This is a genomic window from Allorhodopirellula solitaria (assembly GCF_007859855.1).
GTDB classification, from domain to species: domain Bacteria; phylum Planctomycetota; class Planctomycetia; order Pirellulales; family Pirellulaceae; genus Rhodopirellula; species Rhodopirellula solitaria.
In genome coordinates this window covers 280098-304667 of record NZ_SJPK01000003.1, presented here as the reverse complement: position 1 = coordinate 304667, position 24570 = coordinate 280098, and the positions used below count along the sequence as shown (strand labels likewise).

General features: G+C 57.0%; 20 protein-coding genes and 1 tRNA gene. 10 read left to right on the top strand and 11 right to left on the bottom strand.

Going from position 1 to position 24570, the window contains the following annotated elements:
* Window positions 1–216 precede the first annotated feature (216 nt).
* Together cysK and CA85_RS07380 are read left to right on the top strand one after the other, a co-directional pair.
* A complete protein-coding gene (gene cysK, locus CA85_RS07385) occupies window positions 217–1158 on the top strand; it encodes a cysteine synthase A (RefSeq protein WP_146390669.1) in 942 nt (313 codons plus the stop codon).
* A gap of 8 nt (window positions 1159–1166) precedes the next feature.
* Window positions 1167–2063, top strand: coding sequence for a DMT family transporter (locus tag CA85_RS07380; RefSeq protein WP_146390668.1), 897 nt, complete (start codon window positions 1167–1169; stop codon window positions 2061–2063).
* Window positions 2064–2613: 550 nt separating this feature from the next.
* On the opposite strand, the gene CA85_RS07375 is transcribed toward CA85_RS07380, so the two are convergent.
* From CA85_RS07375 to CA85_RS07365, 3 genes are all read right to left on the bottom strand, one after another.
* Window positions 2614–3459 (bottom strand): hypothetical protein, encoded by an 846-nt coding sequence (locus CA85_RS07375; RefSeq protein WP_246112576.1) that lies wholly within the window; start codon window positions 3457–3459, stop codon window positions 2614–2616.
* Between the two features lie 122 nt (window positions 3460–3581).
* Window positions 3582–4340, bottom strand: a complete 759-nt coding sequence (locus CA85_RS07370; protein WP_146390667.1) for a HisA/HisF-related TIM barrel protein — start codon at window positions 4338–4340, stop codon at window positions 3582–3584.
* Window positions 4341–4346: 6 nt separating this feature from the next.
* Entirely contained in the window at window positions 4347–4886 is a 540-nt protein-coding gene (locus tag CA85_RS07365) for a DUF2617 family protein (protein WP_146390666.1), read from the bottom strand.
* A 231-nt stretch (window positions 4887–5117) separates the two neighbouring features.
* Between CA85_RS07365 and CA85_RS07360 the strand changes: the two genes are divergently transcribed.
* On the top strand, window positions 5118–5696 hold the full coding sequence (locus CA85_RS07360; RefSeq protein WP_146390665.1) for an anthranilate synthase component II: 579 nt from the start codon (window positions 5118–5120) through the stop codon (window positions 5694–5696).
* 645 nt (window positions 5697–6341) lie between these two features.
* On the opposite strand, the gene CA85_RS07355 is transcribed toward CA85_RS07360, so the two are convergent.
* Window positions 6342–6414, bottom strand: a tRNA-Gly gene (locus CA85_RS07355).
* Between the two features lie 361 nt (window positions 6415–6775).
* On the opposite strand from CA85_RS07355, the gene tig reads away from it, so the two are divergent.
* Entirely contained in the window at window positions 6776–8284 is a 1509-nt protein-coding gene (gene tig / locus CA85_RS07350) for a trigger factor (RefSeq protein WP_146390664.1), read from the top strand.
* Between the two features lie 99 nt (window positions 8285–8383).
* Here tig and argJ read toward each other — a convergent pair whose 3' ends face one another.
* Entirely contained in the window at window positions 8384–9601 is a 1218-nt protein-coding gene (gene argJ, locus CA85_RS07345; protein WP_146390663.1) for a bifunctional glutamate N-acetyltransferase/amino-acid acetyltransferase ArgJ, read from the bottom strand.
* Window positions 9602–9848: 247 nt separating this feature from the next.
* On the opposite strand from argJ, the gene CA85_RS07340 reads away from it, so the two are divergent.
* The gene (locus CA85_RS07340) at window positions 9849–12431 is read left to right on the top strand and encodes a M1 family metallopeptidase (protein ID WP_246112620.1); all 2583 of its coding nucleotides are present in this window, start codon (window positions 9849–9851) and stop codon (window positions 12429–12431) included.
* On the top strand, window positions 12428–12988 hold the full coding sequence (locus tag CA85_RS07335) for a DUF6702 family protein (protein WP_146390662.1): 561 nt from the start codon (window positions 12428–12430) through the stop codon (window positions 12986–12988). The genes CA85_RS07340 and CA85_RS07335 overlap by 4 nt, the downstream gene beginning before the upstream one ends.
* A gap of 245 nt (window positions 12989–13233) precedes the next feature.
* Here CA85_RS07335 and CA85_RS07330 read toward each other — a convergent pair whose 3' ends face one another.
* The 6 genes from CA85_RS07330 to CA85_RS07305 all read right to left on the bottom strand — a co-directional run bounded on the left by CA85_RS07330 (window position 13234) and on the right by CA85_RS07305 (window position 19759).
* A complete protein-coding gene (locus CA85_RS07330; RefSeq protein WP_146390661.1) occupies window positions 13234–13743 on the bottom strand; it encodes a hypothetical protein in 510 nt (169 codons plus the stop codon).
* Window positions 13744–14082: 339 nt separating this feature from the next.
* Window positions 14083–14526, bottom strand: coding sequence for a hypothetical protein (locus CA85_RS07325; RefSeq protein ID WP_146390660.1), 444 nt, complete (start codon window positions 14524–14526; stop codon window positions 14083–14085).
* Between the two features lie 499 nt (window positions 14527–15025).
* Window positions 15026–15583: a hypothetical protein gene (locus tag CA85_RS07320; RefSeq protein WP_146390659.1), complete on the bottom strand. Its 558-nt coding sequence runs from the start codon at window positions 15581–15583 to the stop codon at window positions 15026–15028.
* Between the two features lie 1013 nt (window positions 15584–16596).
* The gene (locus CA85_RS07315) at window positions 16597–17367 is read right to left on the bottom strand and encodes a polysaccharide lyase (RefSeq protein ID WP_146390658.1); all 771 of its coding nucleotides are present in this window, start codon (window positions 17365–17367) and stop codon (window positions 16597–16599) included.
* A 24-nt stretch (window positions 17368–17391) separates the two neighbouring features.
* Window positions 17392–17910 (bottom strand): four helix bundle protein, encoded by a 519-nt coding sequence (locus CA85_RS07310; protein WP_146390657.1) that lies wholly within the window; start codon window positions 17908–17910, stop codon window positions 17392–17394.
* Between the two features lie 550 nt (window positions 17911–18460).
* Window positions 18461–19759: a DUF3472 domain-containing protein gene (locus CA85_RS07305; protein WP_186774806.1), complete on the bottom strand. Its 1299-nt coding sequence runs from the start codon at window positions 19757–19759 to the stop codon at window positions 18461–18463.
* A gap of 273 nt (window positions 19760–20032) precedes the next feature.
* Between CA85_RS07305 and CA85_RS07300 the strand changes: the two genes are divergently transcribed.
* The 4 genes from CA85_RS07300 to CA85_RS07285 all read left to right on the top strand — a co-directional run bounded on the left by CA85_RS07300 (window position 20033) and on the right by CA85_RS07285 (window position 23960).
* Window positions 20033–21490: a sulfatase gene (locus CA85_RS07300; protein WP_146390656.1), complete on the top strand. Its 1458-nt coding sequence runs from the start codon at window positions 20033–20035 to the stop codon at window positions 21488–21490.
* Window positions 21490–22323 carry a phytanoyl-CoA dioxygenase family protein gene (locus tag CA85_RS07295; RefSeq protein ID WP_146390655.1) on the top strand — a complete coding sequence of 278 codons (834 nt, stop codon included), beginning with the start codon at window positions 21490–21492 and terminating at the stop codon, window positions 22321–22323. Before CA85_RS07300 ends, CA85_RS07295 begins: the two co-directional genes overlap by 1 nt.
* 135 nt (window positions 22324–22458) lie before the next feature.
* On the top strand, window positions 22459–22887 hold the full coding sequence (locus tag CA85_RS07290) for a GNAT family N-acetyltransferase (RefSeq protein ID WP_246112575.1): 429 nt from the start codon (window positions 22459–22461) through the stop codon (window positions 22885–22887).
* 5 nt (window positions 22888–22892) lie between these two features.
* Window positions 22893–23960: a M42 family metallopeptidase gene (locus CA85_RS07285; protein WP_146390653.1), complete on the top strand. Its 1068-nt coding sequence runs from the start codon at window positions 22893–22895 to the stop codon at window positions 23958–23960.
* The last annotated feature ends 610 nt before the right edge of the window (window positions 23961–24570 follow it).

Genomic DNA, 24570 nt, shown 5'->3' with positions numbered 1-24570 from the left:
GCCCCGGTTTTTTCACGCCAAACACGTAGCGTTTTGAGAACCGGTGCTAGCGTTCACCGACTCCTGTACCGAACAGTTGCTCACACCCCTTAGTGGTTCATCGGTGTCAACATTGAGTGTTGACGCTCAGGGATCATTGAGAGGCAATGGCCCGTTCGGATCGATTGGTTATGCAATCAGTTCCAAGACTGGAAACTTGACTTAAAGGATTAGATCATGGCTCGTGGAAAATCGTATGACAGTGTCACCCGTAGTATCGGTGACACACCAATGGTGCAAATCAACCGTTTGGTGCCCGCAGGCGGGGCGACGGTCTTTGCCAAGTGTGAGTTTTTTCAGCCGCTCAACAGCGTCAAGGATCGCATCGGCGTTTCGATGATCGAGGCCGGGGAACGCGACGGCAAGATCAATTCGGAAACGCACATCGTCGAGCCGACCAGCGGCAATACTGGAATCGCACTCGCCTTCGTATGCGCAGCCAAAGGTTACAAACTCACCTTGACGATGCCCGAATCGATGTCAGTCGAACGGCGCGCCTTGCTGCGTGCCATGGGCGCAAACCTGGTTCTCACGCCGGCCGGCGACGGCATGAACGGGGCGATCGAGACAGCAAAGAATCTCGTCGACAAAACCGACAACTCATTCATGCCGCAGCAGTTTGAGAACCCAGCCAATCCAGCCATTCATGAAGCGACAACGGGACCGGAGATCTGGGAAGACAGTGGCCATCAAATCGATGCGATCGTTGCTGGCGTGGGTACGGGCGGCACGATCACCGGGGTGGCTCGCTACCTCAAGAAAATGAACCCTGATTTCAAGGCGTTTGCCGTCGAACCCACCCATTCCGCTGTCATCAGCGGCGGCTCGCCGGGCAAACACCGCATCCAGGGGATCGGGGCCGGATTCATCCCGAAAAACCTCGACACATCGATCATCGATGATGTCGTCTTGATCGATGACGAGGATGCGTTTGCCTGGGGGCGTCGACTGGCCAAGGAAGAAGGCATTGTCGCCGGGATCAGTAGCGGTGCCAACATGTACGCCGCTGCCCAAGTCGCTGCCCGGCCGGAGATGAAGGGCAAGCGGATTGTGACGGTCATGTGCAGCCTCGGCGAACGCTATCTCAGCACTCCATTGTTTGGTGACCTGGGACTGTAGACTCGAATTTGGAAGATCACGGCGAGCCACGCGACTATTGGAAACTGCATTTCATCGTGTTCCTGTGGGGATTCACGGGTGTGCTCGGCGAACTGATCGACTTGCCGTCGATCGAACTTGTTTTCTATCGCTGTCTCTTGGCCTCGATCACGCTGGGCGTGATTTTGAGAAAGAAGCTGCGCGTGCCCGCCCGCCGCGCGATTGCCATGTTCGCAACCGGTGGTGTCATCGGGTTGCACTGGGTGCTGTTCTTCCTCGCGGTCAAAGTCGCGAACGTTTCGGTGTGCATGGTCGGGGCCGCAACGATTTCACTGTGGACCGCGCTGCTCGAACCGCTCATGGTCCGAGGCCGCGTTCTCAAACGCATGGACCTTGTGTTCGGGGTGCTCGTGATCGGTGCCGTCGCGATAATCTTCCAGAGTGAAACGCAGTACGCAGTGGGTTTCGCTATCGCCATCGCTGCGGCGATCGCGGCGGCTGTGTTTTCCATCATCAACGGATTCTTCGCTAAGCACACGCCACACCGTGTGATCACGTGGTACGAGTTAACCGGAGCCTGTCTATTCTGCGCCCTATGTCTGCCCATCTCCGCTCACTGGCTGAGCGAGGGGCGCGGCCTCGATCTCATGCCATCGGCCATGGATTGGTTCTGGATCGTTATATTGGCTGAGCTGTGTACGGTGTATGCGTATAGTGAATATGTCTCTCTGCTAAAGCGACTTTCCGTATTCACAATCAACTTTGCCAACAACCTCGAGCCTGTTTATGGAATCATCCTGGGAGGAATTATCCTCGGTGATTACCAACATCTAGGGGCGGGTTTTTACATCGGCACGGCGCTGATCGCATTACTCGTCCTCACCCACACCGGGATGTCGCGCCGCAAACGCTTGACGATCGGCTAAGCAACGCGTGGTCAATAATTGGCGAATTGAGCGAAAGCTTTTCGGTGGTGGACGAGGCGACGAACTGTTGAGACCCGCAAGCCTTCCTACGCCGAAGGCGTTGAAGAGAATAGCCGGTGGTTTGAGCGCAAGCGAACACCACCGGATACGACTTGTGGGTAACTGACAGGAGGCGACGAGTCCTGCGGCTTTGGACTCGTCGTCTCCTGTTGATTACCCACAAAATCGGATCCCCTGTCGGCTTGTCCGACAGGAATCCATGTTTTGTAGTTAGGAAGGCTCAAGCGTGCACCTCGCTCCCATGCGGGCTTGCCCCGCATGACAGCAAAGTCTTTCGGCTTGGTTTCCTGTCGGGCAAGCCGACAGGGGAACGACCATCGGTGCCACGGATTTCTAATTCCAAAACGTCGCTTCCCGTGTGGCAAGCACACAGGGGAGCAAACTTGTGGGTAAAGGACAGCTCGTCGTCTCGTCCACTACGACAGAAATTGATCGTGCGTTGCTAAGCAATAACAAGCGACCCGCACTGGCCTCTTGCTCCGCCAGACTGCTAGAGTCGACGCGGGCGGTACAGATCCAATTCCGCCCGCCCTGCTAACTGCGCGTAGATCTCGGTGATCCGTCGCCATCCAGCTCGAATTTCGTCGTCGGCTCGAGAGTGGTCCGCTGAAGCGATTTCAAAGAAGTAGTCAGCGGGCAAATCGAACTCTCGCTCAGTGGAATCGAGTGGCACGTCCGCGACGATGATGCACTCGCACTGCAGGGAACCGTTACCGTCTTTTCCGATAGGCTCGCCGCGGAGCGTGAGCACGAAGTCAGGTGGGATCTCATCATCACTCTCATCGGCACCTCCATTGGAGTCTGCCTCGGAGGCCCCTTCCTCGTCGACACTCACGTCAGCCAATGCCATCGACTCAACGAAGGTATCGGCAAAGCAACGCCCACGCAGGAGGTCGGTCTCGAGGATCGCTTGCAGGCCGTCTTGGATCCATTGCCGCATACTGATGGGCAGCGCACTCGCCTCCTCGTCACGCTGCGCCGCGATCGCTTCGGTCGCCAGCGGGGAGAGGCATTGATCGGGCATCATCGGCATGGCATCGTCCCAGCGAGATGCGATCGATTGCTCTCCCAGCCAGTGACGGGCGAACCAGTCATCTTGGAAGGTCGGGCCGATCCGCCCCGCGTCAGGACGCTCGGATGTCCAAGCATCGACCGCTGCGATCAACGTCACGTTGTAACCAAGGAATCGGCCATACAGGGCTGCTTCCACGCCGACGGGTGTCGTGCCCAGCACCACGATGGAACCGGGGGGATCGAGCGTCGGCAAGTCAGAATCGGAATCGGTGGTCATGGCGGCGTGGCGAGTGGGACGAGAGAGAGTGGGACGCTGAGTCATTTTAGTCGCCTTAGCGTCTCAGAAACATTGGTTGTCATCCACTCCAAAACGGCGTTAACGAGCGACCTGCGCTGAATCGCAAACGCCGACGAGACCGGCAACGCCCGGATCGACCCGAAGACTCAAGCCGGCAAGAGTGCCGAAGCGACTAAACAATTCTGGCAGCCCGCGTTCAGAAAGGTCTTCACATCCTCGGCATGGCGACACCCGCCCCCGGAGATCCATTGCCAGGCCGGCAGTCGCTCGTGGAAATCGCCGCAGAGATCGGCCGTGCGCGGGCCAGCCCCTGTCCCAACGGTGGCGACATCGAGCACCATGCCGCTGCGCAGGCCCGCTCGTTGGGCGGCGATGAGCCAGTCATCCAGTCCGGCTGGCGGACCGACGAACACTCCATCACGGAAATCCAAACCAAGGATGAGCGATCGAGATGAGAGCGACTCGGCGATTTGCCCCAGCCACTGCGATGAGGTTGCCGATTCACTCGCGATGATCCAATTCACGTTGGCGTATCGGGCGCTGATTCGCTCGATCCAGCCGATCTGGGAGGCGGCGTTCTGTTGGCTCATACCGACATCGACGAGCCAGCGGTCGGTGGGATCGCCGCAAGAGATGAGCGATTCGATCGCAGTGTGCTGGGCCGCTTTCCCCTGCAAGGCATCCAAGTCCGCAATATAGAACTGGCGAATTGGGAGCCGGCTGCGGTACCAATCCACCAACGCCAGCGGATCTCCATCGGCGGCCCGTCCCAATCGGCGCAGTGGCTTGACGGCCGCGTAGTGCTGGCGATTGCCTGCGATTCCGTGCACAGCGACGCCGTCCTGGAGATCAATCACGCCGACGAGGTGATCGACCACGCTCGCCCAGTCTGAGCGATCGCGCACTTCGGACTACTCCGGCAAACTGAACAGCGACTCGACTTTGACGATCGCGTAGTCGTCGGGAAACGTGTGGATCGCCTGAACGAGCATGGAGTTCAGACGCGTCTCGATATTGACGTAACTGATCGCGCCCAATGCCATCCGCCCGCTCGAGCCAAAGCGATGCAGTAACCCTTCGGTTTGGCCCTTGCCGAGTTGTTTCCCGACCATCCAGAACATGTCCGCACCGACGGTTTCGAGCTGAAAGTGGGTGCGATACTCCAACCCGCCCTGGCAGGTCGCCTCTTCCGTGCGGCTGCCCTTAAGCGATTGATGAACGAGACAACGCCGGGTGGGCAGCGGCTGCTGAGCGCTGGTGGCCACCTCACAAAGAGTGGACTTGCCGCCATTGAACGTGATGACATGCCCACAATTGGTGATGTCGACTTTGGCGTTATAGTGTCCACGCTGGATCATTCGCGACTGTTGCACGACGATCAACTCAGGGTGAATCGGTCGACTGAACAGGTGGAAGGCGAGTTCAGCGACTTTAGGGCGAACCGAAATCACGTCGATGAGTCCAAGAAGGAGGCAAGACAAGCGAATGAGCAAACGCGGCGAAAGCGACAACTCTCTTCTCGAATGAAAAGGTCACGGGAATCTCTCGCTGGCCCCAATTATACGCCGACGCGACTCCAATTCTAAAGAGCGTTTACGTCTTGACTCGCTAAGAATATCCTTTCCGTTATTCTGATCCGAATCTCTCTTGACATTTCCAATTCTGTTTGCCGGAAAATTTTCATGTTGTTGGTCATCGATAACTACGATTCCTTCACCTACAACCTCGTGCAGCGTTTCGGCGAAATCGATCCCGCCATCGATGTGCGAGTGATTCGCAACGACGACTGCACCGTCGCACAGATCGAGGAAATGTCCCCGACCCGATTGCTGATCTCACCGGGCCCCTGCACCCCGAGTGAAGCCGGCGTGAGCGTCGAGTGTGTCCGCCACTTTGCCGGGAAGATTCCCATTCTCGGCGTTTGCCTGGGACATCAATCCATCGGCCAGGCGATGGGAGCCACCATCGTCCGCGCCCCCCAGCTAATGCACGGCAAGACCGACGAAATTGTCCATGACGAACAGGGCTTCTTCGCTGGGCTAAGCAATCCCTTCGTGGCGACACGCTACCATTCGTTGGTCATCGACCCGCCGACTTTGCCAGACGAACTCATCGTCACCGCCTGGACCGACACGGGCGGCGAGCGTCAGATCATGGGCGTCCGGCACCGCGAGCATGCCATCGAGGGATGGCAGTTCCATCCCGAGAGCTTCCTGACCGCTCCCGGGATCGAGCTGCTGACCCGATTCCTGAAGTCGTAGCGGCGGCGACCGCTGGTCGCAAATCAGACAGCGGGCTGTCGATTCGATCGCCGCCGCCGCAATGAGCCGAGTGTCGTGAGGCCCCGGGTAACACCGCCCACCCGGCAACTAAGCAACACACGATGAAGCAAGTGTCGGTTTTAGTAGTGGGCGAGGCGACGAGCTGTCAGTTACCCACAAAACCGGATCCCCTGTCAGCTTGTCTGACAGGAATCCCGGTTTTGTGATTACCCGCATGTATCCCGAAGGAAGCGTTCTTGAGCCCCAACGGGGCGGCTGTATGAAAGCCCAGGGCATCGCCCTGGGGTCGGATAATCGGATAGCGAAATGTTTCGGTAGCCCCAACGGGGCGGCCCTCATGTTCGCCGCAATCCTGCCGTTCGGATGGCATGTGCAAATAGAGCCGCCCCCGTTGGGGCTAACGCGAGGTGGTGGCGTCTGAAACCCCAGGCGTTGCCTGGGGCTTTCATAGAACTGCCCCGTTGGGGCGTTGTCATGAGCTATCTTCAGCAATCGATAGAATGCTGCACTTGTGAGTAATCAACAGGAGGCAACGAGTCCTCCCGCTGCCTGGCCGACAGGCGGACCTCCTACTGGCGGCGCACAAAAAAAGCCACCGATTGGAAAACCGGTGGCTTTGAAAAGAGCGGCTGATCGGATTCGAACCGACGACAATCACGTTGGCAACGTGATGCTCTGCCAACTGAGCTACAGCCGCGTGGCAGGACAGGAGTCGGGGACACCCAGAAAGCGTGCAACCACGTTTCTGGCGTGAGTGGCTACTTTGCTGCGACTCACCTCCTGTCGTGTGGGCTAGAGTATAAGAGCGTCGGGCCAGGTGACAAGGGCGTCTGGCAATCTTTTTTCACTCCCAGGCATTTTTTCAGAAGGCGGCCGGAATCTGCGGTCATCTTTTCGACTATCGGCTTGCCCTTTTGCCTCATTGGGCATTACACTTGCAGGATTCTCACGGTCAGTGTGCCTGCAAAGAGGCACCGACCGAAAACTCAAACCATCCCCGTCCCGCGGCGGCCCCTCCCTTTCGGGACGCCCTCCTCTGGCATAAGTAAGAATACAGGATGTCCACGTCCGTCGACATTGATCCCACCGCGACCGATGAGTCGCCTGAGAAGGCTCCGCTGCAGCTGGAAGTCACCGTGGAAAAACCACAGGCGTGTCTCCGCGAAGTCGTGGTTTCCATCCCACGCGGCGAAGTTGAACGCTATCTCAAAGAAGCCTACGACGAACTCGTCCCCGATGCCCAGGTGCCTGGGTTCCGCGCCGGTCGCGCCCCGCGGAAACTGGTCGAGAAGCAGTTCAAAGACCGCATCCAGGAGCGGGTCAAAGGCTCGCTATTGATGGACAGTCTCAGCCAAGTCACCGAGCAAGAAGACTTTTCAGCAATCGGTGAACCCGATTTTGAATACGAGTCGATCCAACTGCTCGATGAGGGACCGTTCAAGTACCAGTTCAGCATCGAAGTTCGCCCAGAATTCGACACCCCAGACTGGAAGGGCATCTCGCTCACCAAACCGGTCGAAGAGGTTTCCGAAGAGGACATCGACAAAGCTCTCGAGCGTGTTCTCTCTCGCTACGCTTCCCTCGAAGCCAGCGAAGAGCCCGCTCAAATCGGCGACAAGCTGTTGATCACTGCCGTCTTCCGAGACGGTGATGCAGTGCTCTCCGAAATGGACGAAGAGCGGGTTACCCTCGCCAATCGATTGAGCCTCTCCGATGCCGTCTGTGAGAACTTCGGCGAAATGATGACCGACGCGAAAGAAGGCGACGTCATCACCGGCAAGGCTAAACTGAGCGAAGGGCACAGCGACGAGTCGGTTCAGAACAAGGAAATCGACGTCGAATTCACCGTCGTCGAAGTCCTCAAGTTGGAACTTCCCCAACTGACTGCCGATTTCTTGGACGAACTGGGTGAATTCGAGTCCGAAGCCGAACTGCGAGACTTCGTTCGCAATTCGCTCGAACGACAAGCCAACTATCGCACCGAGCAGGCAATGCGAACCTCGATCGTCGAGCAACTGCTTTCGACGGCCGAATTCGAACTGCCACCAACACTCGTTCGCCGGCAAACCAAACGTGAACTCGACCGCAAAGTCCTCGAGTTCCGTCGCAGCGGTTTCGATGAAGACATGATCCGTCGCTTCGTCAACGCCAGCAGCCAGAACCTGCAAGCGGGAACCGAAGCTTCACTGCGTGAACACTTCATCCTCGAACAAATCGCCGAGAATGAGAACATCGACGCCTTGCCCGAAGAGTTTGAGGCCGAGATCCAATTGATCGCCGAGCAAAGCGACTCGTCGCCGCGGAAGATCCGGGCCCGCTTCGAGAAATCGGGACAAATGGATGCACTGCGAAACCAAATCGTCGAACGCAAGGTGATCGAAACCATCTCCGCTGCGGCCAACGTGACCGAGGAGCCTGTCTCCAAAGAAGCGGAATCCGAAGACGAAGAATTCGCGGTCTACCACGAGGTCGTTCCCGTCCGTGACCTCGATGCGATCCCAGAAGCCAAGTACGACGACAACACCCCCAAGGGTGCCGAAACCGAAATGGAAGACTCGAAAGAGTAACCATCTCGACTGATTCGCACCGCACCGCGGCAGCGATGACGATCACCAGCAAAGGGAAGTCCGGTTCATCCGGGCTTCCCTTTCTTCATGGGCAGGAGGCTAGGTCGTGTACAGCGAATTGAAACGCACGTAGTCCTCGGTTAAATCACTCGACCAGTATTTGGAATCGCCTGGCCCGTCGCCGACGGTCAGCTCAAGCTTGACTTCGGAAGCTCGTTTCATCCGCCCACTCATGTCGGCAGCATCAAAAGCGAGCGGCTGGCCGTCGCGAAAGACACAATGCTCCTCGATCAGCAACGACATCCGCTCAACATCGATCGGAGGCCCCGCGTAGCCAGCCGCCGAGACGATCCGCCCCCAATTGGGGTCGCCGCCTTGGATCGCCGTTTTGACGAGCGGACTCGCTGCGACGCATCGAGCGATGCTCAGGGCATCGGCATCGCTTGCCGCCCCTCGGACAGCGACCTCAAAAAATCTCGCCGCACCCTCGCCGTCGGCAACCAAAAGCTTGGCCAGCTTCAAACACACGTCAGCGGCGGTTTCAACAAACAGGGAGGCGTCCGATTCCGAGGTGACCCAGTCACCTTGGCCACTACTGAGCAAGACCACGGTATCATTCGTACTGGTGTGCCCGTCGACGCTGACGCGGTTGAACGTTCGCTCGACGATTCGCCGCAATGAGGACTGGGCCAGCTCACTGCTGAGAGGAAAATCGGTGACGATGACGCCGAGCATCGTTGCCATATTCGGCGCGATCATCCCCGCGCCCTTGCACATCGCTGCAATCCGATAGGTTTGCCCGTTGGCTCGAAATGTCGCCGACGCCGTTTTCCGGAAGTTGTCGGTGGTACAGATGGCATCGGCCGCGGACAGAAAATCGCGTTCACTGTTGCCCAACGATTCACTGGCCCGATCGATGCCGCGTCGCACTTTCTCCATCGGCAGACGCTGGCCGATGACACCGGTGCTCATGACCAACACGTCCTCAGCGGCGCAGCCGATGCGAGCAGCCGTCTGCTCGCACATGGCTGCAGCATCCTCGAGTCCCTCCTGACCAGTACACGCGTTGGCATTGCCGCTATTGGTGATGACGGCACGACAGGTTGTCCGCGGTGTTCGCTGGCGGCAGAGCAGGACGGGTGCGGCGAAGACCTGATTGGTGGTCGTGACTGCAGCCGCGACACAGGGATCGTCTGAAACGATCAAAGACGTGTCCGACTTGCCACTGGCTTTGATACCACCAGTAGCACCGGCGAATCGGAACCCGCGTGGCAGTTCGTGAGGGCTTTCCGGTTCGGATTTTTCCGTTGGACTCATGAGATGGGGTCGGTGGGCAATGAGGAATTCAAAAATGGAGATCGAGCCTGAGCTCCCTGCTATTGTAGAGGGCGGCGTGAAAGGGAGTCGAGGCACGGTCCGGGAATCTTCCATCTACCCCAGCCTTCCCACTACCCCTTGTTTTCTTGATATTCTCTTGCTCAGACTAACTATGATGTTGGCTTTGACTCTTTTGCCTTGGAGGTGCTTTGTGATCCGGTTTGTCTCTTTTGTCGTTGTCGGTTGGATGGCCGTCGTGTCAGTCTCGGCCCAGCAGCTGAGTAATCCCAAGCATGTCGACTCGGCGGACAAGTTCCACACGATCCAAAGTTGGTTGCCCACCCCTGGGGTGTACCGCACCGCATCGGGAGCCCCCGGTCCGATGTACTGGCAACAGCGCGCCGACTATGACATCGATGTGACACTCGACGCCGAGCAGCGGAGCCTCACAGGGAACTGTCGAATCACGTATCACAACCATTCTCCCCACACGCTTTCTTACGTCTGGGTTCAGCTCGACCAGAATCGCTTCCGCACCGACTCCGCCGCGATCATGAGCCGCACAGCTCCCTCGCTGACCGGACGGTCGCCTTTTTCATCGATCCAAACCCTGCTGACTGAACAGACATTTGACGGGGGCTACAAACTCGATTCAGTCACCCAGGGAGCCCCGGACCAAGAGCAAGGCGATCCAGCACCGCACCTCATTGTCGATACGATGATGCGAATCGACCTGTCCGAGCCGTTGGAACCAGGGGAATCGACGACGTTCGGGATCGGTTACCACTACAACATTGTCGACGCCAAGTTGATCCGAGCCCGGGGTGGTTACGAACACTTTGAGGAAGATGGCAACGACATCTTCGAAATCGCTCAGTGGTATCCACGGATGACTGCATACACGGACTACACCGGCTGGCAGCACAATCAATTCCTCGGTTCCGGCGAATTCACTCTGGAACTTGGTGATTATCACGTCGACATCACCGCCCCCGCCGACATGGTTGTCGCCGCCACGGGAACGCTCTCGAACCCGCAGGAAGTGCTCAAGGAGGAATGGGTCGAACGTCTCAGCAAGATCGCAGGGAAAAAGAAACCGAGTTTCATCATCACGCCTGAGGAAGCCAAGGAGAACGAGTCAAAAGAATCAGACGAATCCGACGATGGCGAGACCAAAACATGGAGTTTTGCCGCCGAGAACGTGCGTGACTTTGCCTGGGCCGCCAGCCGCAAGTTCATCTGGGACGCGATGGCAGTGAAGGTCGGTGATCGCTCAGTGATGGCGATGTCCTACTACCCCAACGAAGCCGAACCGTTGTGGAGCCAATACTCGACCGAGTCGATCGCCCTCACGCTGGAAGTCTACGGCCGATACACATTCGATTATCCCTACGATGTCGCCATCAGTGTCAACGGGCCGGTCTACGGCATGGAATACCCGATGATCTGTTTCAACGGGCCCCGGCCCGACGACGATGGGACGTACTCCAAGGCGACGAAGTACGGATTGATCAGTGTGATTATCCACGAGGTCGGTCACAACTTCTTTCCAATGATCGTCAATAGTGACGAGCGACAATGGACCTGGATGGACGAGGGACTCAACACGTTCCTGCAATATCTCGCTGAGCAAGAGTGGGAAGAGGACTATCCGTCGGGTCGTGGGCCAGCGGAAAAGATCGTCCCTTACATGCGTGGCGGAAACCAACGCCCGATCATGACAGGCAGCGACCAGATCCTGCAGTTCGGAAACAATGCCTACGGCAAACCAGCCACGGCGTTGAATATCCTGCGTGAAACCGTGCTCGGACGCGAGCGATTCGACTTCGCCTTTCGGGAGTATGCCCGCCGCTGGAAGTTCAAACGGCCGACCCCCGCGGACTTTTTCAGGTCCATGGAAGACGCTGCCGGCACGAACTTGGATTGGTTCTGGCGAGGTTGGTTCTACAGCACCGATCATGTCGACATCGCGATCGATTCAGTCGAACTGTTCGTGATCGACAATGGCGACCCCGACGACGAGTTCGAGCGAAAACGCCGCAAGGAGGAAACCGAAGAAATCACCCTCGACGAGGAACGCAATCGTGAACTCCGCCGCCGAATCGATTGGCAGCCAGGTCTCAAGGACTTCTATAACGCACCTGATTACGACGAAGACAAAGTCGAAGAATCTGATCGCAAGGCCTACCAGAAACATCTCGAGTCTCTCGATGAAGAGCAGCGTGCCCTGCTGCGGCGGACGACAAAATTCTACGTCGTCAAATTTGTTAACGAAGGCGGATTGGTGATGCCGATTCCACTGCGAATTCACTACGCCGACAACACGCAAGAACACGTCGTCCTCCCACCCGAGATCTGGCGCCGCAACTCCAAGGAAGTCAAGAAACTGTTCCTGACTGAAAAGGAAATCGTACGCTTGGAAATCGATCCGAGGAAAGAGATCGCGGACACCGACAAAAGCAACAACCACTGGCCACCGAAACTAGAGCCCACCCGGTTTGATTTGTACAAACGCAAGAAGGGTGACTCCAATCCGATGCGCAAAGCTGTCGAGGCTGCCAAGAAGGCCGAAAAGGACGCTGACCAAGAGGATGACAAGGATGCGGACGAGGACGCAGACAAGGACGCCGATGAAGAAGCCTCGGAATCGTCGGATGCTGATGAGCAACAGGACGGTAAAGAAAAATCTCCCAAAGAGAGTAAAAAGGCTGACCCCAAATCTGAAGACGCCCCCAAGAGCAAAGGCAAATCAGCAGGCCAGCAGGAGGATTCGAAGAAGGATGCAAAGAAATCCGGCAAGCCACCTGCTAGCAAGGAGGATGATCAATGATCGCTCTGGCTTTCACCATGCTATCGGCCATGCTTCTCCACCCCGCCCAGGAGTCGCTTGCCGAGCTGCAGTACAACGAGGAAACGCAGCGTGTCGAGGTGGCCCTGCGTCTGAGCCTAGCTGATGAGCAACAATTCTTGACGTCGGCATCGAAGTCACCGATCGAGGATCTGATCGCGAGCCCAGCGGAACTCGAGAAAGCCGCCCTCGGCGTGCTGCGAACCCGCTTGCGGTTTGGGACCCGTGATGAGGTGACCGCCACGAAGGCTGCTTCGGAAAGCGCAAAAGCGTACCATTGGGTGGGGCGTGAAAGCGAAGGCGGCCACGTGTGGTGGTACTTTGCCTACGCGGGCACGCCCAAGCAGATCACGCACCTGCGCTGCACCCTGTTTAAAGCCCCCGGTCACGCCCGGCATCCATCTCGCAGCGCGACCGCCCACGACCATCTCCACGCCATGCCGGTGAGCACGTTCCTCGTGATGCAGCCCAACCAGGCCGGGGAACCGAACTCGTTCACCACCACGCGTGAAAAACCGGTACACCGGATCGAGTGGTAGGCCCAGCGACGATGAGACGCTGGGAGCGAACAAGGGCGGCAGCTTGCTCTACGCCCTGGCGGCCAACCGGGCTATCGATTTATTCGTTGTCAGTGAACTAGATAAAAATCAGGCTCATCCGACCGATGCGTGCGGTAACAAGCGTCTACGAACGGCACGGAACACGTGGTCGCCGCGAACGCCTGAACACCTCGTAAATGCTGATTTCGCCACTTCGGTTCATGGCTTTGGTTCTGTGAGATACTCTACCAGAAGAAATTCCGTGGCTCGAGCTCTCCTTCTAGCATTTGCGATGCATTCGTTATCGCTCGCTTGCATCGCCAGTGATCGGCGATCGGACAACACTGTGTGAGTTCAGCACTGACGCTGACGGCCTCGTCTCGATTGATCACAAAGGCCGCTTGCATTAGCAGTAGCAATGCCTCGCTTCGAGATGCTGATGGCTGCACCTGTCGAGCTGTTCTGACCGCATCTCGCAGTGCGATCTTTGCTTGCCCAAAACACTTGCGTTCAGCCAATGCCGCAATCTCCCACGATCGAACTGCGGATCTCTTGTAGTTGTCGTCGCATGCCGCAGCCGCATTTGCAGCTTGGGCGGCTATAGGCTGGGGATCCGCGTCAGTAAAACGCGCAACCCACGACAGTGCTTGCGCACGAAACCACGGATCGCTCACCGAACGCGCCTTCGCCAATGCCTTGCGAGCATCGGTCTTCGCGAGTTCGATGGCCTGATTGCGTTGTTCTGTAGCAGTCATCTATTGTCGCAAACCGTCGAGGATCAGCCGGCGGCGGCGGTTGATCTGCCACTCAAAACAAGCGGCTCATCCGACGGAAGCGTGCGCTGGAGGTTTTGGAGGCATGGCTCCAGTATCCAATGATTGATTTGTCGGAGGTGATAGTGGATGTTAGCTCGGTCGATGGTACGCCAATCGTGTTGCCGGTCCCTGGCGGACATTCGTTCGTCGGGCACCCATTTTTGTAAGATTGTTGGATACTGGAGCCATGCCTAGAAAAACCTTCCCCCTGTGCTCCGCGCTCGCTTCCGTCGGATGAGCCAAAAAAGCCTGACTTCGCCGCACGGTTGAATCGTTTAGTTACCCGCCAGTTTGAGCGTAAGTTGATTCAATCGCGGGCGGGGGAGCAATGTCGATTGCCACGGCGTCGCTGGGAGCGGCGAATGGCATTGGATTGATCATCCAGGCGGTGTAGATCATGCCAAGCACAGCAACAGAAAGCAGAACCAGGTTGGATGCAGCTGGAAGCCAAGCCGATCCGGCGCGTTTACGCCGATAAAGGACGAATAAATAAATCGACGCCAATCCGATGAACACCCAGGTGAACGAGGACAGATAGTCCGAGATTACATGAGCACGACTGAAAAGGGGAGTCTCAGGAATCGAAAACCGAGAGTAAAAATCTACTACGGTTGGACAGATGAAGACTGGGACGAAATACAGCGTGACCAACGCCAGGGCGTGGACCATCGTCAAACCAAGCGAGGAAAGACGGGATGGCGTCCGATCAGGTTGAGTATCCATCGGTGTATCCAGTTTGAGCTAGGAAGAACATTGGACTTCAGTCGGGTAACGCCGAAGGTCGCGGGATAACGTCGCACCCTAGCCGAGGCGGTGAAATGGCGAAGCCTCCGCCGGAGTGGAGACGACGCGTTACTCCAGTGCACCGCAGTAGTTCGTAACGCACCCTCGATCACACGCGTAGCAACACACGACGCGAGCGGAGGCACTCCAAATCGTATCGAACGGGGAAAGCACACGCAAGCAAATTCAGGTGACGGGCTTCTGGACGCCGGAAATCACGATTGTTGGATTAGTGTGCGATTAGCGAAGATTCGTGTTCGACTCAGTCTGGTTTTCACAAACACTAATCCGCACTATTCGAACACTAATCTCCAAGTCGCGACGGAGATAAAGACACAGATGAGTTACCCTCGTCTACGAACGTTTAGCGTAGCCGGGTGGCGACGGTTGACGTTGATTTCAAATTCAGCGTGAATCGCCACTCCGGTTCACGCTTTTGTTATCCGTCATTTCTACGGCGCGGATTTGTGAGCAAGTGACTCACGACTTCGATATCTGCGGCATTGCTGATGGGAGTCACAATGGGGTACACGAGATTGTAGTTGCCCTGCGGGTCAGATCGATCGAAGTAGAACCGTGCATCTTGATTGATAATGTACTCGTACCATTCGTTTGGTGTCCCATCATCGACCTCACTGCATTCGGCGGGAACTGGATCTGCAATCTTGCTTGGAGTGAGTGCCGCGATATCCAGAAACTCGCCACGCTCTTCATTGGTCAGCGTTCTCCACCATTCCACAACGGCGTCATTGTGTTGATTGTCGAGGGAGATCACGAGCGACTCGGGCAATGATTGATGTTCGCATCTATGGTGAACCAGCGAAAGGCGTCGGGCTTCGGCCAGCGCGTCATCAATAGTCGAGACCAGATCGTATTTGGCGCCGCCGGTTCGACATTCGCGACAGAACCAAGAACCGAAGTAGCCGGTTGATTCATCTCTGACGACGAGTTCGTACTGAACGCCGTCAATCTGTTCGGTGTGTTCCGATTCCTTCATTCGATTTGACGGCTAACGCCCAGCGTCACCGGGCAGGGGTGTGGAGTGGAGACGATACAATGCCGAAGGCAACCGTCATAACGGAGCACACCTGCTCCGCGTGCACGCAAAAGTTATCCGCCGCACGGGACGGGCGTTGGAGTTAGAGCAGAAACCGCACGGCGGAATCGACTGAAAGCCAGGCACCCACAGCAAAAGTGAAGGACATCATCCAAGGCCGCAACTTACGCCTCCGAGTGTAAACAATTGAAGCAATCGATGCTAACGAGGCAACGCCATAGATTAAAACTGGAGCAACGAAATACAGCGGGAGGTCAGGGGATTCAAGTATGACAATGGAATCGTAGAGCCAACTTGCGGCTACGTACGCGCAAAAGCAGAACGCAGCAAGCGAAATACTTGCAAGCAAATAGCCGAGAAAGGCGGCGACACCCCACGGGATGGATCGTGGACGACGCACCAAGTTTTCGCGGGGTGGACAATATGGATTTGGCGTAGTCGTCAAGCGTTCACGCAGTTCAACAGCGAGCTTCAGTCGAATAACGTAGAGGTCACCGGGTAGCGTGGCGCCGCAGCGGAGGCAGTAAAATGGCGAAGCCAACTGCCGGAGTGGAGGTGACGCGATACTCCGGTGCACCGCCGTTGTTCGTAGCGTACCCTCGATCACGCGCGTAGCGGCACACTACATAACCAGCGATAGCGTAATCGTATCGAGTCGCCAGTGCGCACGCAAGCAAATTCGGGCGTCGGGCTTTTGGGCGCCGGAAATCACGCACGTTGGATGAGTGTGCGATTAGCGAAGATTAGTGTTCGAATCAGCCTGGTTTTTGGGAACACTAATCCGCGCTAATCGAACACTAATCCCAGTTGCAAGGTCGCAATGAAGCCGCCAACGTTGAGGAGTCGGTCTTTGCGGTCACCAGCGTCATACGAACGACCGAGGTAACCCGGCAGCGGCCAAGAACCGTTGATTTCAAATTCCGCCCGATCCGCCTCTCGGGTTGACCGCTTGGTTAGGGCTTCGTGACCTTAAGGATTTCAATGTCGTCGATATAAATCCGGTTGTCTGTTTCAATCGCCGGGTGACGATACATGCCCAGCTTCAGGTAGTGCTGGTAGTCATTATTCATGTTTGGTCCTTTGGCGGACATGACCGGGTCTAAATTCTCATCGATAAACACCCGAACTTCGCCTTCAGATCCTTGTGACCACAGAACCTCCGTCGCGATTCGATGCCACTTGCCGCGTTCGAGAAAAGCTGGCCCGACTGAACGCTGCTGATGATCCCCATCCGTCACGCCGCAGGTAAGGCCGATTGCCAGTTTGCCGTCGAGTTCACCGAGACCGAGCAGCACAGGCGGGCTGCGCGATTCAAAGTTGTCCCAAGTCTCGCCGTTTGTTGAATTGGGCTGATCGTGCCACTGCCCAATCAACCACCATCGATTTCGAGGAGCATCGGACACGAAATCTACGGGTAGCATGAACCGCCATGAGTAGCGGATGATGTCACCTTGCTGGAATGGATAATCAACGCTCACTTCAGCACGAATGCCTCTGTTGACCTTGGACTGCCCTCGAAACACATGCAGTCCCAGATATTGAGATTGCCCATCACCCAATATCGAGACGCTCTGCTCCGACGCAACTTCAAGTTGAGCCTTGTCGAGAAGCGTCTCCGGCAACACGGACCGAAGATAATCATGCTCATCGAGCTTGGTGGCAGCATTATCGCAGCCACACAGACAGGCACCAATGATCCCAGCTATGACGAGGACTTCACGCATGTTGATGGCCCCTAACGGTTGCCGTCACCTAGGACGGACGATTGATTTTCCATTGGTATAATCGCGCAAGCCGGCCTTAGGTGCACGGCTTGGTTCTGGCTTTCTTTCGTGCTCGTGCTCAGCGTCGCGGTGCTCGTGCTCGTAATCGTTCCCCAGCTCATAGTCTACCGACGGCTCCCTAACGCCGTCAAACTTCATCGCCATTCGAGTTAGCATCGAGACAATTCGTTTGAGCATCCGTTTCAGTTCTCGACTCGCCACGTCCTCCAAACCGTCCGTCGCAACCAGAACATCTTGAATCGCAGCACATTCAAACGCAGATCCGCGAGCAATGTCGAAAAATCGAGCACGATCTTTCAAGCTGCGCTTGCCGTTACCCTCGGCGATGTTCAGCGGAATCGATTGAGCAGCGCGAAGCCATTGATCACGAGCGTGGCGATGCAAACCGCTCAGCGATTTCGAAACGTCGAATGCAGCAGCGACGTATCCGATTGACAAACGGTAGACGTCGAGTCGATCGTGGTCGAAGATTGGTTCGGTCATGGTTGCGCCATTTCGATTACGAGCACGAGCACCGTTTCACTGAGCACGAGCACGAGCACGATGGCCACTTTGTGCCAGAACAATATATTCACCCCTTGTGAGAAGGGTCGTATTAGGAAAATTCCCGAATACGACCTGGGTGAGCAGGGGGGACTTGACTAGTATCACATAGCCCGGCAGGGTGTCAAGTGATATTCCTTTTTTCCCTCAACTCGATTAATACAGCCATTCAGGGAGATAATTGAGATACGCTTGAATCATGTTTCTGCAGGGGCGAACAGTCGACTTGTGATCAATATCGTGTTCCGCGGCGCGCTTCTTTCAATGCTGCCGCGCGAATTCGAGTAGGAGCACGAGTACCGGCTGACGCCTGAGGACGAGTACGAATGCTCGAGTTAGCGAAGGTTTTGAGCAGGTTCATTTGCTGTCCGCACTCGCCCGGAAATATCCGAACGAGTGCAAGCAGCCAATATCTTGAAAATCCCGCGTCCTGAACGACTGCCACTCGCATCCGAGAAGAACCTCCTAAGTCAGTGCGGTTGGTCGATCCCTAGCTTCGTGGCAGTTTGCTGAGATCCACTTCAGGTTGGCTGCCGCTCGGTGCTCGCTCGAAGGATTGGTCGAGCTCAACGCGGTCGCTGAAGAACCCGCAATTGCGGAGGAAGAAGTGTTCGCTTTCACTGCCGCCAGCATAATCGAGCCGTTGCCGGGTTCGGGCGGTGTTGTCGCCCGTCAGAACCGCGTTGGTCACTTCGTGCCAATTGCCTTGTGTGTCACCGACCCATTGGTTGCCGTAGTGGGCTGAACGCGTGACGTTGCCGTAGGCGGGTGAGAAGTTCTCCAGAAAGGAGTGAAAGTTTGTCAGATGCACGTCCGTTTTGGGGCGACGGAAACTGGCAATCAATTGCCATTGATCCGCATCCTGCTCACTGAACCAGGACGTGTAGCGTGTATTGCCGTCGCCATCGGGCTGCACCTCGGTCAGAAAGCGATAGGTCTTTCCTGCTTTCCAAGGATAGACCAAGTAGCTCTGCCCCCCCGACCCTTCATTGCCAAATTTCTGTGCATGAACCTCCTTGCCTTTGGCCAGTGTGGTGATGCGATCCTCGGGGGGAATGTCGGCTGGGTTGTCGGTGTGAAAGGGGCTCCAAACCGAAAAGAGAACGCGGCGTTCGGTGTCGCTGTTGACCTGCATCCCGAAGTATCCTTCGCCGAATCCGTTCGCCATGAAGTAGGTTCCCATCGCGTCCTCGCCCTCGGGCACCATGATTTCGCTGTAGGCATACGTCAGCGGGGTGTCCTGGGGCAGACGGTATTTCAGGTGGACCGAGGGCCCGCGGCGCCCCCAGTAGAACATGTTGCCCTTGTTGCTCTCGACACAATCAAGTTTTAGGCCGTCGACGTTCGAGCTGACAATCAAATTGCTGAGCATGACTGCGGCTCTACGATCAGACGAGCTGCTGCGTAAGTCGACGCGAACGTACCCCGGTTTCTCGATCACGACCTCACCCAAGGAGTAGGGATCGGTCGGCGAATCACCAATCGATGCACTGAAGTTTTCGTCACCGACCTGGGCTTGGATTTCGGCCTGCCCGCGACGCGTTTTTCCTTCGACTGCGATCTCGATCGGGCCGGGTCGATCGATATGGAAGTAAACAGAGTACTCGCGATCACGATCGAGTCGCAGGGCACCATCGGCAAGCGGCAGGCGGCCACCTGAGGACGGGTCGAGATGAAAAGTGTTGCCCGCCAGTGGCACAGACCACTCCCCAGCGGTCAGCGGTGACAGCACGAGCGATAGACTAAGTAAGGTTGCAGCGAAGCCGATGCGAAAGGTTGGCAGGATCATGGGGCCTCCAGGCGGGTGTCTCAAATGGGATCGTCCCGGCCAAGGTATGTTTCCAGCTCGGGAGGAGAGTCCTCAAACTACGCAAGCAACCGCCCAGCGCCTATCTGTGTGAACTTGAAGGACTGACTTTTGGGCAGTGAGGGATAGCAATGGCAATTTCGTCCTGTTTTGCGTTCGGTAAAACGACACTCGCTCGGACCGCTGACGCCACACGGTCACCGGCGGGCCCGTTATCATGATGGACTTGCAAACACGAACCCGCGAAAATCGATCATGAAAATACTGCATCCCATTTGCCTGTCGCTGCTGGCCTTGCTCCTGCTCACTCCGTCGCTGTCAGCCGAACAGGCCAAGCCAAACTTTGTCTTTCTGTTGGTGGATGATTTGGGCTGGGGGGACTTCGGCTGCTACGGGGCCGAGTTTTACGAGACGCCACACATCGACAAACTGGCCAGCGACGGGATGCTGTTCACCAACAGCTACGCCGCCTGCACGGTATGTTCCCCGAGCCGAGCGGCGATCTTGAGCGGATGTTACCCTGCCCGGTTGCAGCTGACTGATTGGATTACCGGTCACAAACGCCCCCATGCCAAACTCTCGGTTCCGGATTGGAACATGCGGATCGAGCACGACCGGGTCCTTTTGCCCGAGGCACTGAAGGAAGCTGGCTACGCGACGGGCTTCTTTGGAAAATGGCACTTGATGCCCATCGGGGAGCCTGATTTTGACGAACATTACCCGACCAGCCATGGGTTTGACGTCAATGTGGGCGGTCGCGAATGGGGGCAACCCAAAGGTCCAGGCCGATACTTCTCCCCGTTCGGCATGCCGAACTTGGACGATGGAGAATCCGGTGACTTCTTGACGGACAAGCTCACCGACGCCGCTGTCGATTTTCTCGACACAGAGGCTGACCAGAACCCGTTTCTGCTGTATTTCTCTTACTACACGCTGCACGGCCCGATCATGGCGCCCCCGGAATTGGTCGAGAAGTATCGAAACAAAGCCAAGACGTTTGAGAATTCGAAGAACGAGTTTCTCAACCCGGCTCGAGCCGGGATGGTTGAAAAGCTCGACGATAGCGTCGGCCGGATCATGGCCAAACTCGAAGAGCGGGGGATCGCCGAGAACACGGTCATCATTTTGACGGGCGACAACGGCGGCGACAACGATCGGACGACCGGCGGCCTGCGCGACTTCAAAGGGTTTTCACACGAGGGGGCCGTGCGTGAGCCGCTCGTGGTGAAGTGGCCTGGGCATGCCGAGCCGGGTTCGACCTGCGATGAGATGGTGATCGGCACGGACCTCTATCCGACGATGCTGCAGATCGCAGGGCTGGCACCGCGGCCGGACGAACATCTCGACGGAGTCAGCATCACACCCTTGTTGACGGGGGCGGAGACAACTCTGCCGCGTCAATCGCTGTACTGGCACTATCCGCACTACCACCGGACCCAGCCCTACGGCGCCGTTCGGCACGACGATTGGAAATTGATCGAGTTCTTCGAGGACGGCCGATTGGAGTTGTTCAATCTGAAGACCGACCCCTTCGAGACCAAGGACGTGGCGTCGAAGCGTCCAGAGAAAGCCAAGCAACTGCTCGCCGAATTGAACCATTGGCGTGACGAGGTCAACGCCCAACCCATGACAGCGAATCCCGACTGGATTCCGGAAAACACGAAGAAGAAACAAAGGCAAAAATCCCAACAGCAGCGTCAGGATAAAAAGTAATGGCACTGAATGTCGATGAGATCCCCAATCCAACCCCCGCCCAACTCGCTGAATTGCCCAGACAAGTTGGTTTTGTTCCCTCGGTCAACGCGCATCCGCAGACGCTCAGTGCCGCCCAGATCGAGCAGTACAATGAGCAGGGGTTCCTGATGCCGCTGGACGGCTTGGCAGCCGATGAGATCCGTGAAATTCGCGCGTTCTTTGACGGTGTCTTGGCCGCGTTCATGGAGTTAGGGCGGACAAGCTATTCGATCAATACCGCTCATCTGCGGTTCGCCCGCATCTACGAATTGGTGCAGCATCCTCGCATTGTTGCCGCAGTTGCTGATCTGCTCGGCCCCAACGTGGTTTGCTGGGGATCGCATTTCTTCTGCAAGCTGCCCCATGATGGCAAAAGCGTTCCCTGGCACCAGGACAGCACGTATTGGCCGCTCAGCCCTACCAAGACGGTTACCGTGTGGTTAGCGATCGATGATGCCGACCCGGACAACGCCAATATGAAATTCATTCCCCGGTCGCATCGACACGGATTGATCGATTACGACGAGTCCCAGGATGCCAATACCGTGTTGAACTTAGCGGTTGAGAACCCTCATTCCTACGGCGACGCCGAGGTGGACGTGACGCTTCCGGCGGGGCAGTTTTCGATGCACTCGGATTTGCTACTGCACGGATCCGAAGCGAACGACTCCGACCGGCGACGCTGTGGACTGACGATCCGCTACGCAGCTGCGGATGTCACGACGTGGTACGACTGGCATCAGAAAGGGATCGTCGTCCGCGGCGAGAACGTCAGTGGTCAGTGGGCCAACCCCGTCGTGCCAGATCACTGATTCGTGCCATGCTCGTCATTTCGTCGTTGGGTTGGTAAAACAGGAGCCTCGGCTCGACCGCAGGTGAAGGGCCTCTGTCTATTCGCTCCAACCTTGTTTTTTTCGCCCATGAACGCGGCTCCCGATCCCACGGACATGCCTACTTGTGAGATTCGGCAGGCGCTGCCTGCCGATGCGGCAGCGATCCATGCACTGATGCGTCCATTCGTTTCGCAGCATTTGTTGCTGGCCCGCAGCGAAGCGGAGATCATCGAGTTGACGCGGCATGGCTTCGTCGCGATGCAAGCGGAACGATGCGTGGGGTTCTCTGCCGTGGAGATTTACTCGCCCAAACTTGCCGAACTGCAGTGCCTTGCCGTCCACCCGGTCGCCCAGCGCACCGGCGTGGGGCGGCAATTGGTCGGGCAGTGTATCGAACGCGCCCGCTCACTCGGCGTGATGGAAGTGCTCGCGATCAGTTCCTCCGAGGATTTTTTGCGTTCCTGCGGATTCGACTTTTCACTGCCGGACCAGAAAAAAGCACTGTTTTACCAGATCCATGAACGTCCCTTCGATGAGAGATAACTGACATGACTCCACTCGAGTTTCTCGAACAAGCCATCCGCACGCCCAGCCCCTCGGGATACGAGGAGCCCATCCAGAAACTGATTTCACAGTACCTTCAGCCTCATACCGATGAGCTGTCAATCGATGTCCATGGCAATCTCACCGCCTGCGTCGGCCCCGCCGATGCACCGCGCCTGATGCTCGCCGGTCACTGTGACCAGATTGGTATGCTGATATCGCATATCGATGAAGAAGGATTCCTGTACGCGCAAACGATCGGTGGCTGGGACCCTCAACAGCTGATCGGCCAAGCGATGACGATCTGGACGAACAATGGTCCCGTCTCCGCCGTGATCAGCCGCAAACCGATCCACCTGCTCTCCACCAAAGAGCGTGGCGAGGTCGTGCGACTGGAGGATATGTGGTTGGACATCGGTGCCACCAGCAGTGAGCAGGCAGCTCAAACCGTTCGCATCGGCGACCCCGTTACCCTGGATCTGCAGTATCGACCGCTGCTCGGCGACTACGTCAGCGGCCCGGGAATGGACAACAAGACGGGGATGTGGACGGTGATGGAGGCCGTCCGTCGCTGTGCCACGGAGTTGGACGCGAAACCGCTACAGTGCCAACTGCACAGTGTCGCAACAGTCCAAGAGGAGATCGGACTGCGTGGTGCCCGGACAGCAGCCGCCCGCATCGAACCGGATGTGGCGATCGCAGTGGACGTGACCCATGCCTCGGACTGCCCGACGATCAGCAAACAACAGCAAGGCAACATTCGGCTCGGCGGCGGCCCCGTGATTGTCCGCGGCCCCAATGTCAATGCGAAGGTTGCCGCCCGTTTGATCGCGTTGGCAGAGGAGCATGAGATCCCTTACCAACTCGCCGCCCTGGGCCGCGCCGCGCCGAATGACTCCAACGTGCTACAGATCTCCGGTGCAGGCGTCGCCACGGGATTGGTCGCGGTACCCAATCGCTACATGCACTCCGCAGTCGAGACGATCTCAACGGCGGATATCGAAGCGGTTGCCCAGCTGCTGGCGCTGTTTGCCCAGAGCCTCACTGCGGACTGCTCGTTCATCCCCGGATAAGCACCGCGTGGTCAATAAGTGGCCAATTAGCGGAAGCTTTTTGTAGTGGACGAGGCGACGAGTCCTTAGAATCCGACCACGCGAGCAGAGAGAATGGACTCGTCGCCTCGTCCACTACGCCACTTTTTAGGTCCATCAGGAACTATTGTGGGTTTCGCTGCGGTGAGCCAAGTGTGCGGGATTTTCAAGGCATGGCTCCCGTATTCAAGGATTTATTTGTGGGATGTGATTATCAATGTTAGACTGGCACTGCCGGGAGAAACGGAGCCGAGCTCTGCAGAGGTGCGGGCTTGGCAAGGGATATCTCGGTCGCCAGCGTTTCCCTGCAAAAGCGGTACGCCAATGGTGTTGTCGGTCCCTGGCGAGCGTTTGTTCGTCAGGGACGCATTTTTGAACAATCATTGGATACTCGAGCCGTGCCTAGAAAAACCTTCCCCCTGTGCTCCGCGCACGCTTCCGTCGGATGAGCCACTTCGGCTGGCAGCGGACGCGTCCGCCGCCAGCATTTATTCTGTGACGGCATCGCTCATTTCGGACACCACCGCCATGCCTCTAAAATCCAACACGCTGGAGTTACCCACGACAAACCCGGATGGACAACTTTTTACTC

What these genes read in the sequence shown, in the direction of transcription:
- cysK (WP_146390669.1), top strand. Translation starts at nt 217, where the DNA reads ATGGCTCGTGGAAAATCGTATGACAGTGTCACCCGTAGTATCGGTGAC.
- CA85_RS07375 (WP_246112576.1), bottom strand. Translation starts at nt 3,459, where the DNA reads ATGACTCAGCGTCCCACTCTCTCTCGTCCCACTCGCCACGCCGCCATG.
- CA85_RS07360 (WP_146390665.1), top strand. Translation starts at nt 5,118, where the DNA reads ATGTTGTTGGTCATCGATAACTACGATTCCTTCACCTACAACCTCGTG.
- tig (WP_146390664.1), top strand. Translation starts at nt 6,776, where the DNA reads ATGTCCACGTCCGTCGACATTGATCCCACCGCGACCGATGAGTCGCCT.
- argJ (WP_146390663.1), bottom strand. Translation starts at nt 9,601, where the DNA reads ATGAGTCCAACGGAAAAATCCGAACCGGAAAGCCCTCACGAACTGCCA.
- CA85_RS07340 (WP_246112620.1), top strand. Translation starts at nt 9,849, where the DNA reads ATGGCCGTCGTGTCAGTCTCGGCCCAGCAGCTGAGTAATCCCAAGCAT.
- CA85_RS07335 (WP_146390662.1), top strand. Translation starts at nt 12,428, where the DNA reads ATGATCGCTCTGGCTTTCACCATGCTATCGGCCATGCTTCTCCACCCC.
- CA85_RS07330 (WP_146390661.1), bottom strand. Translation starts at nt 13,743, where the DNA reads ATGACTGCTACAGAACAACGCAATCAGGCCATCGAACTCGCGAAGACC.
- CA85_RS07325 (WP_146390660.1), bottom strand. Translation starts at nt 14,526, where the DNA reads ATGGATACTCAACCTGATCGGACGCCATCCCGTCTTTCCTCGCTTGGT.
- CA85_RS07320 (WP_146390659.1), bottom strand. Translation starts at nt 15,583, where the DNA reads ATGAAGGAATCGGAACACACCGAACAGATTGACGGCGTTCAGTACGAA.
- CA85_RS07315 (WP_146390658.1), bottom strand. Translation starts at nt 17,367, where the DNA reads ATGCGTGAAGTCCTCGTCATAGCTGGGATCATTGGTGCCTGTCTGTGT.
- CA85_RS07310 (WP_146390657.1), bottom strand. Translation starts at nt 17,910, where the DNA reads ATGACCGAACCAATCTTCGACCACGATCGACTCGACGTCTACCGTTTG.
- CA85_RS07305 (WP_186774806.1), bottom strand. Translation starts at nt 19,759, where the DNA reads ATGATCCTGCCAACCTTTCGCATCGGCTTCGCTGCAACCTTACTTAGT.
- CA85_RS07300 (WP_146390656.1), top strand. Translation starts at nt 20,033, where the DNA reads ATGAAAATACTGCATCCCATTTGCCTGTCGCTGCTGGCCTTGCTCCTG.
- CA85_RS07295 (WP_146390655.1), top strand. Translation starts at nt 21,490, where the DNA reads ATGGCACTGAATGTCGATGAGATCCCCAATCCAACCCCCGCCCAACTC.
- CA85_RS07290 (WP_246112575.1), top strand. Translation starts at nt 22,459, where the DNA reads ATGCCTACTTGTGAGATTCGGCAGGCGCTGCCTGCCGATGCGGCAGCG.
- CA85_RS07285 (WP_146390653.1), top strand. Translation starts at nt 22,893, where the DNA reads ATGACTCCACTCGAGTTTCTCGAACAAGCCATCCGCACGCCCAGCCCC.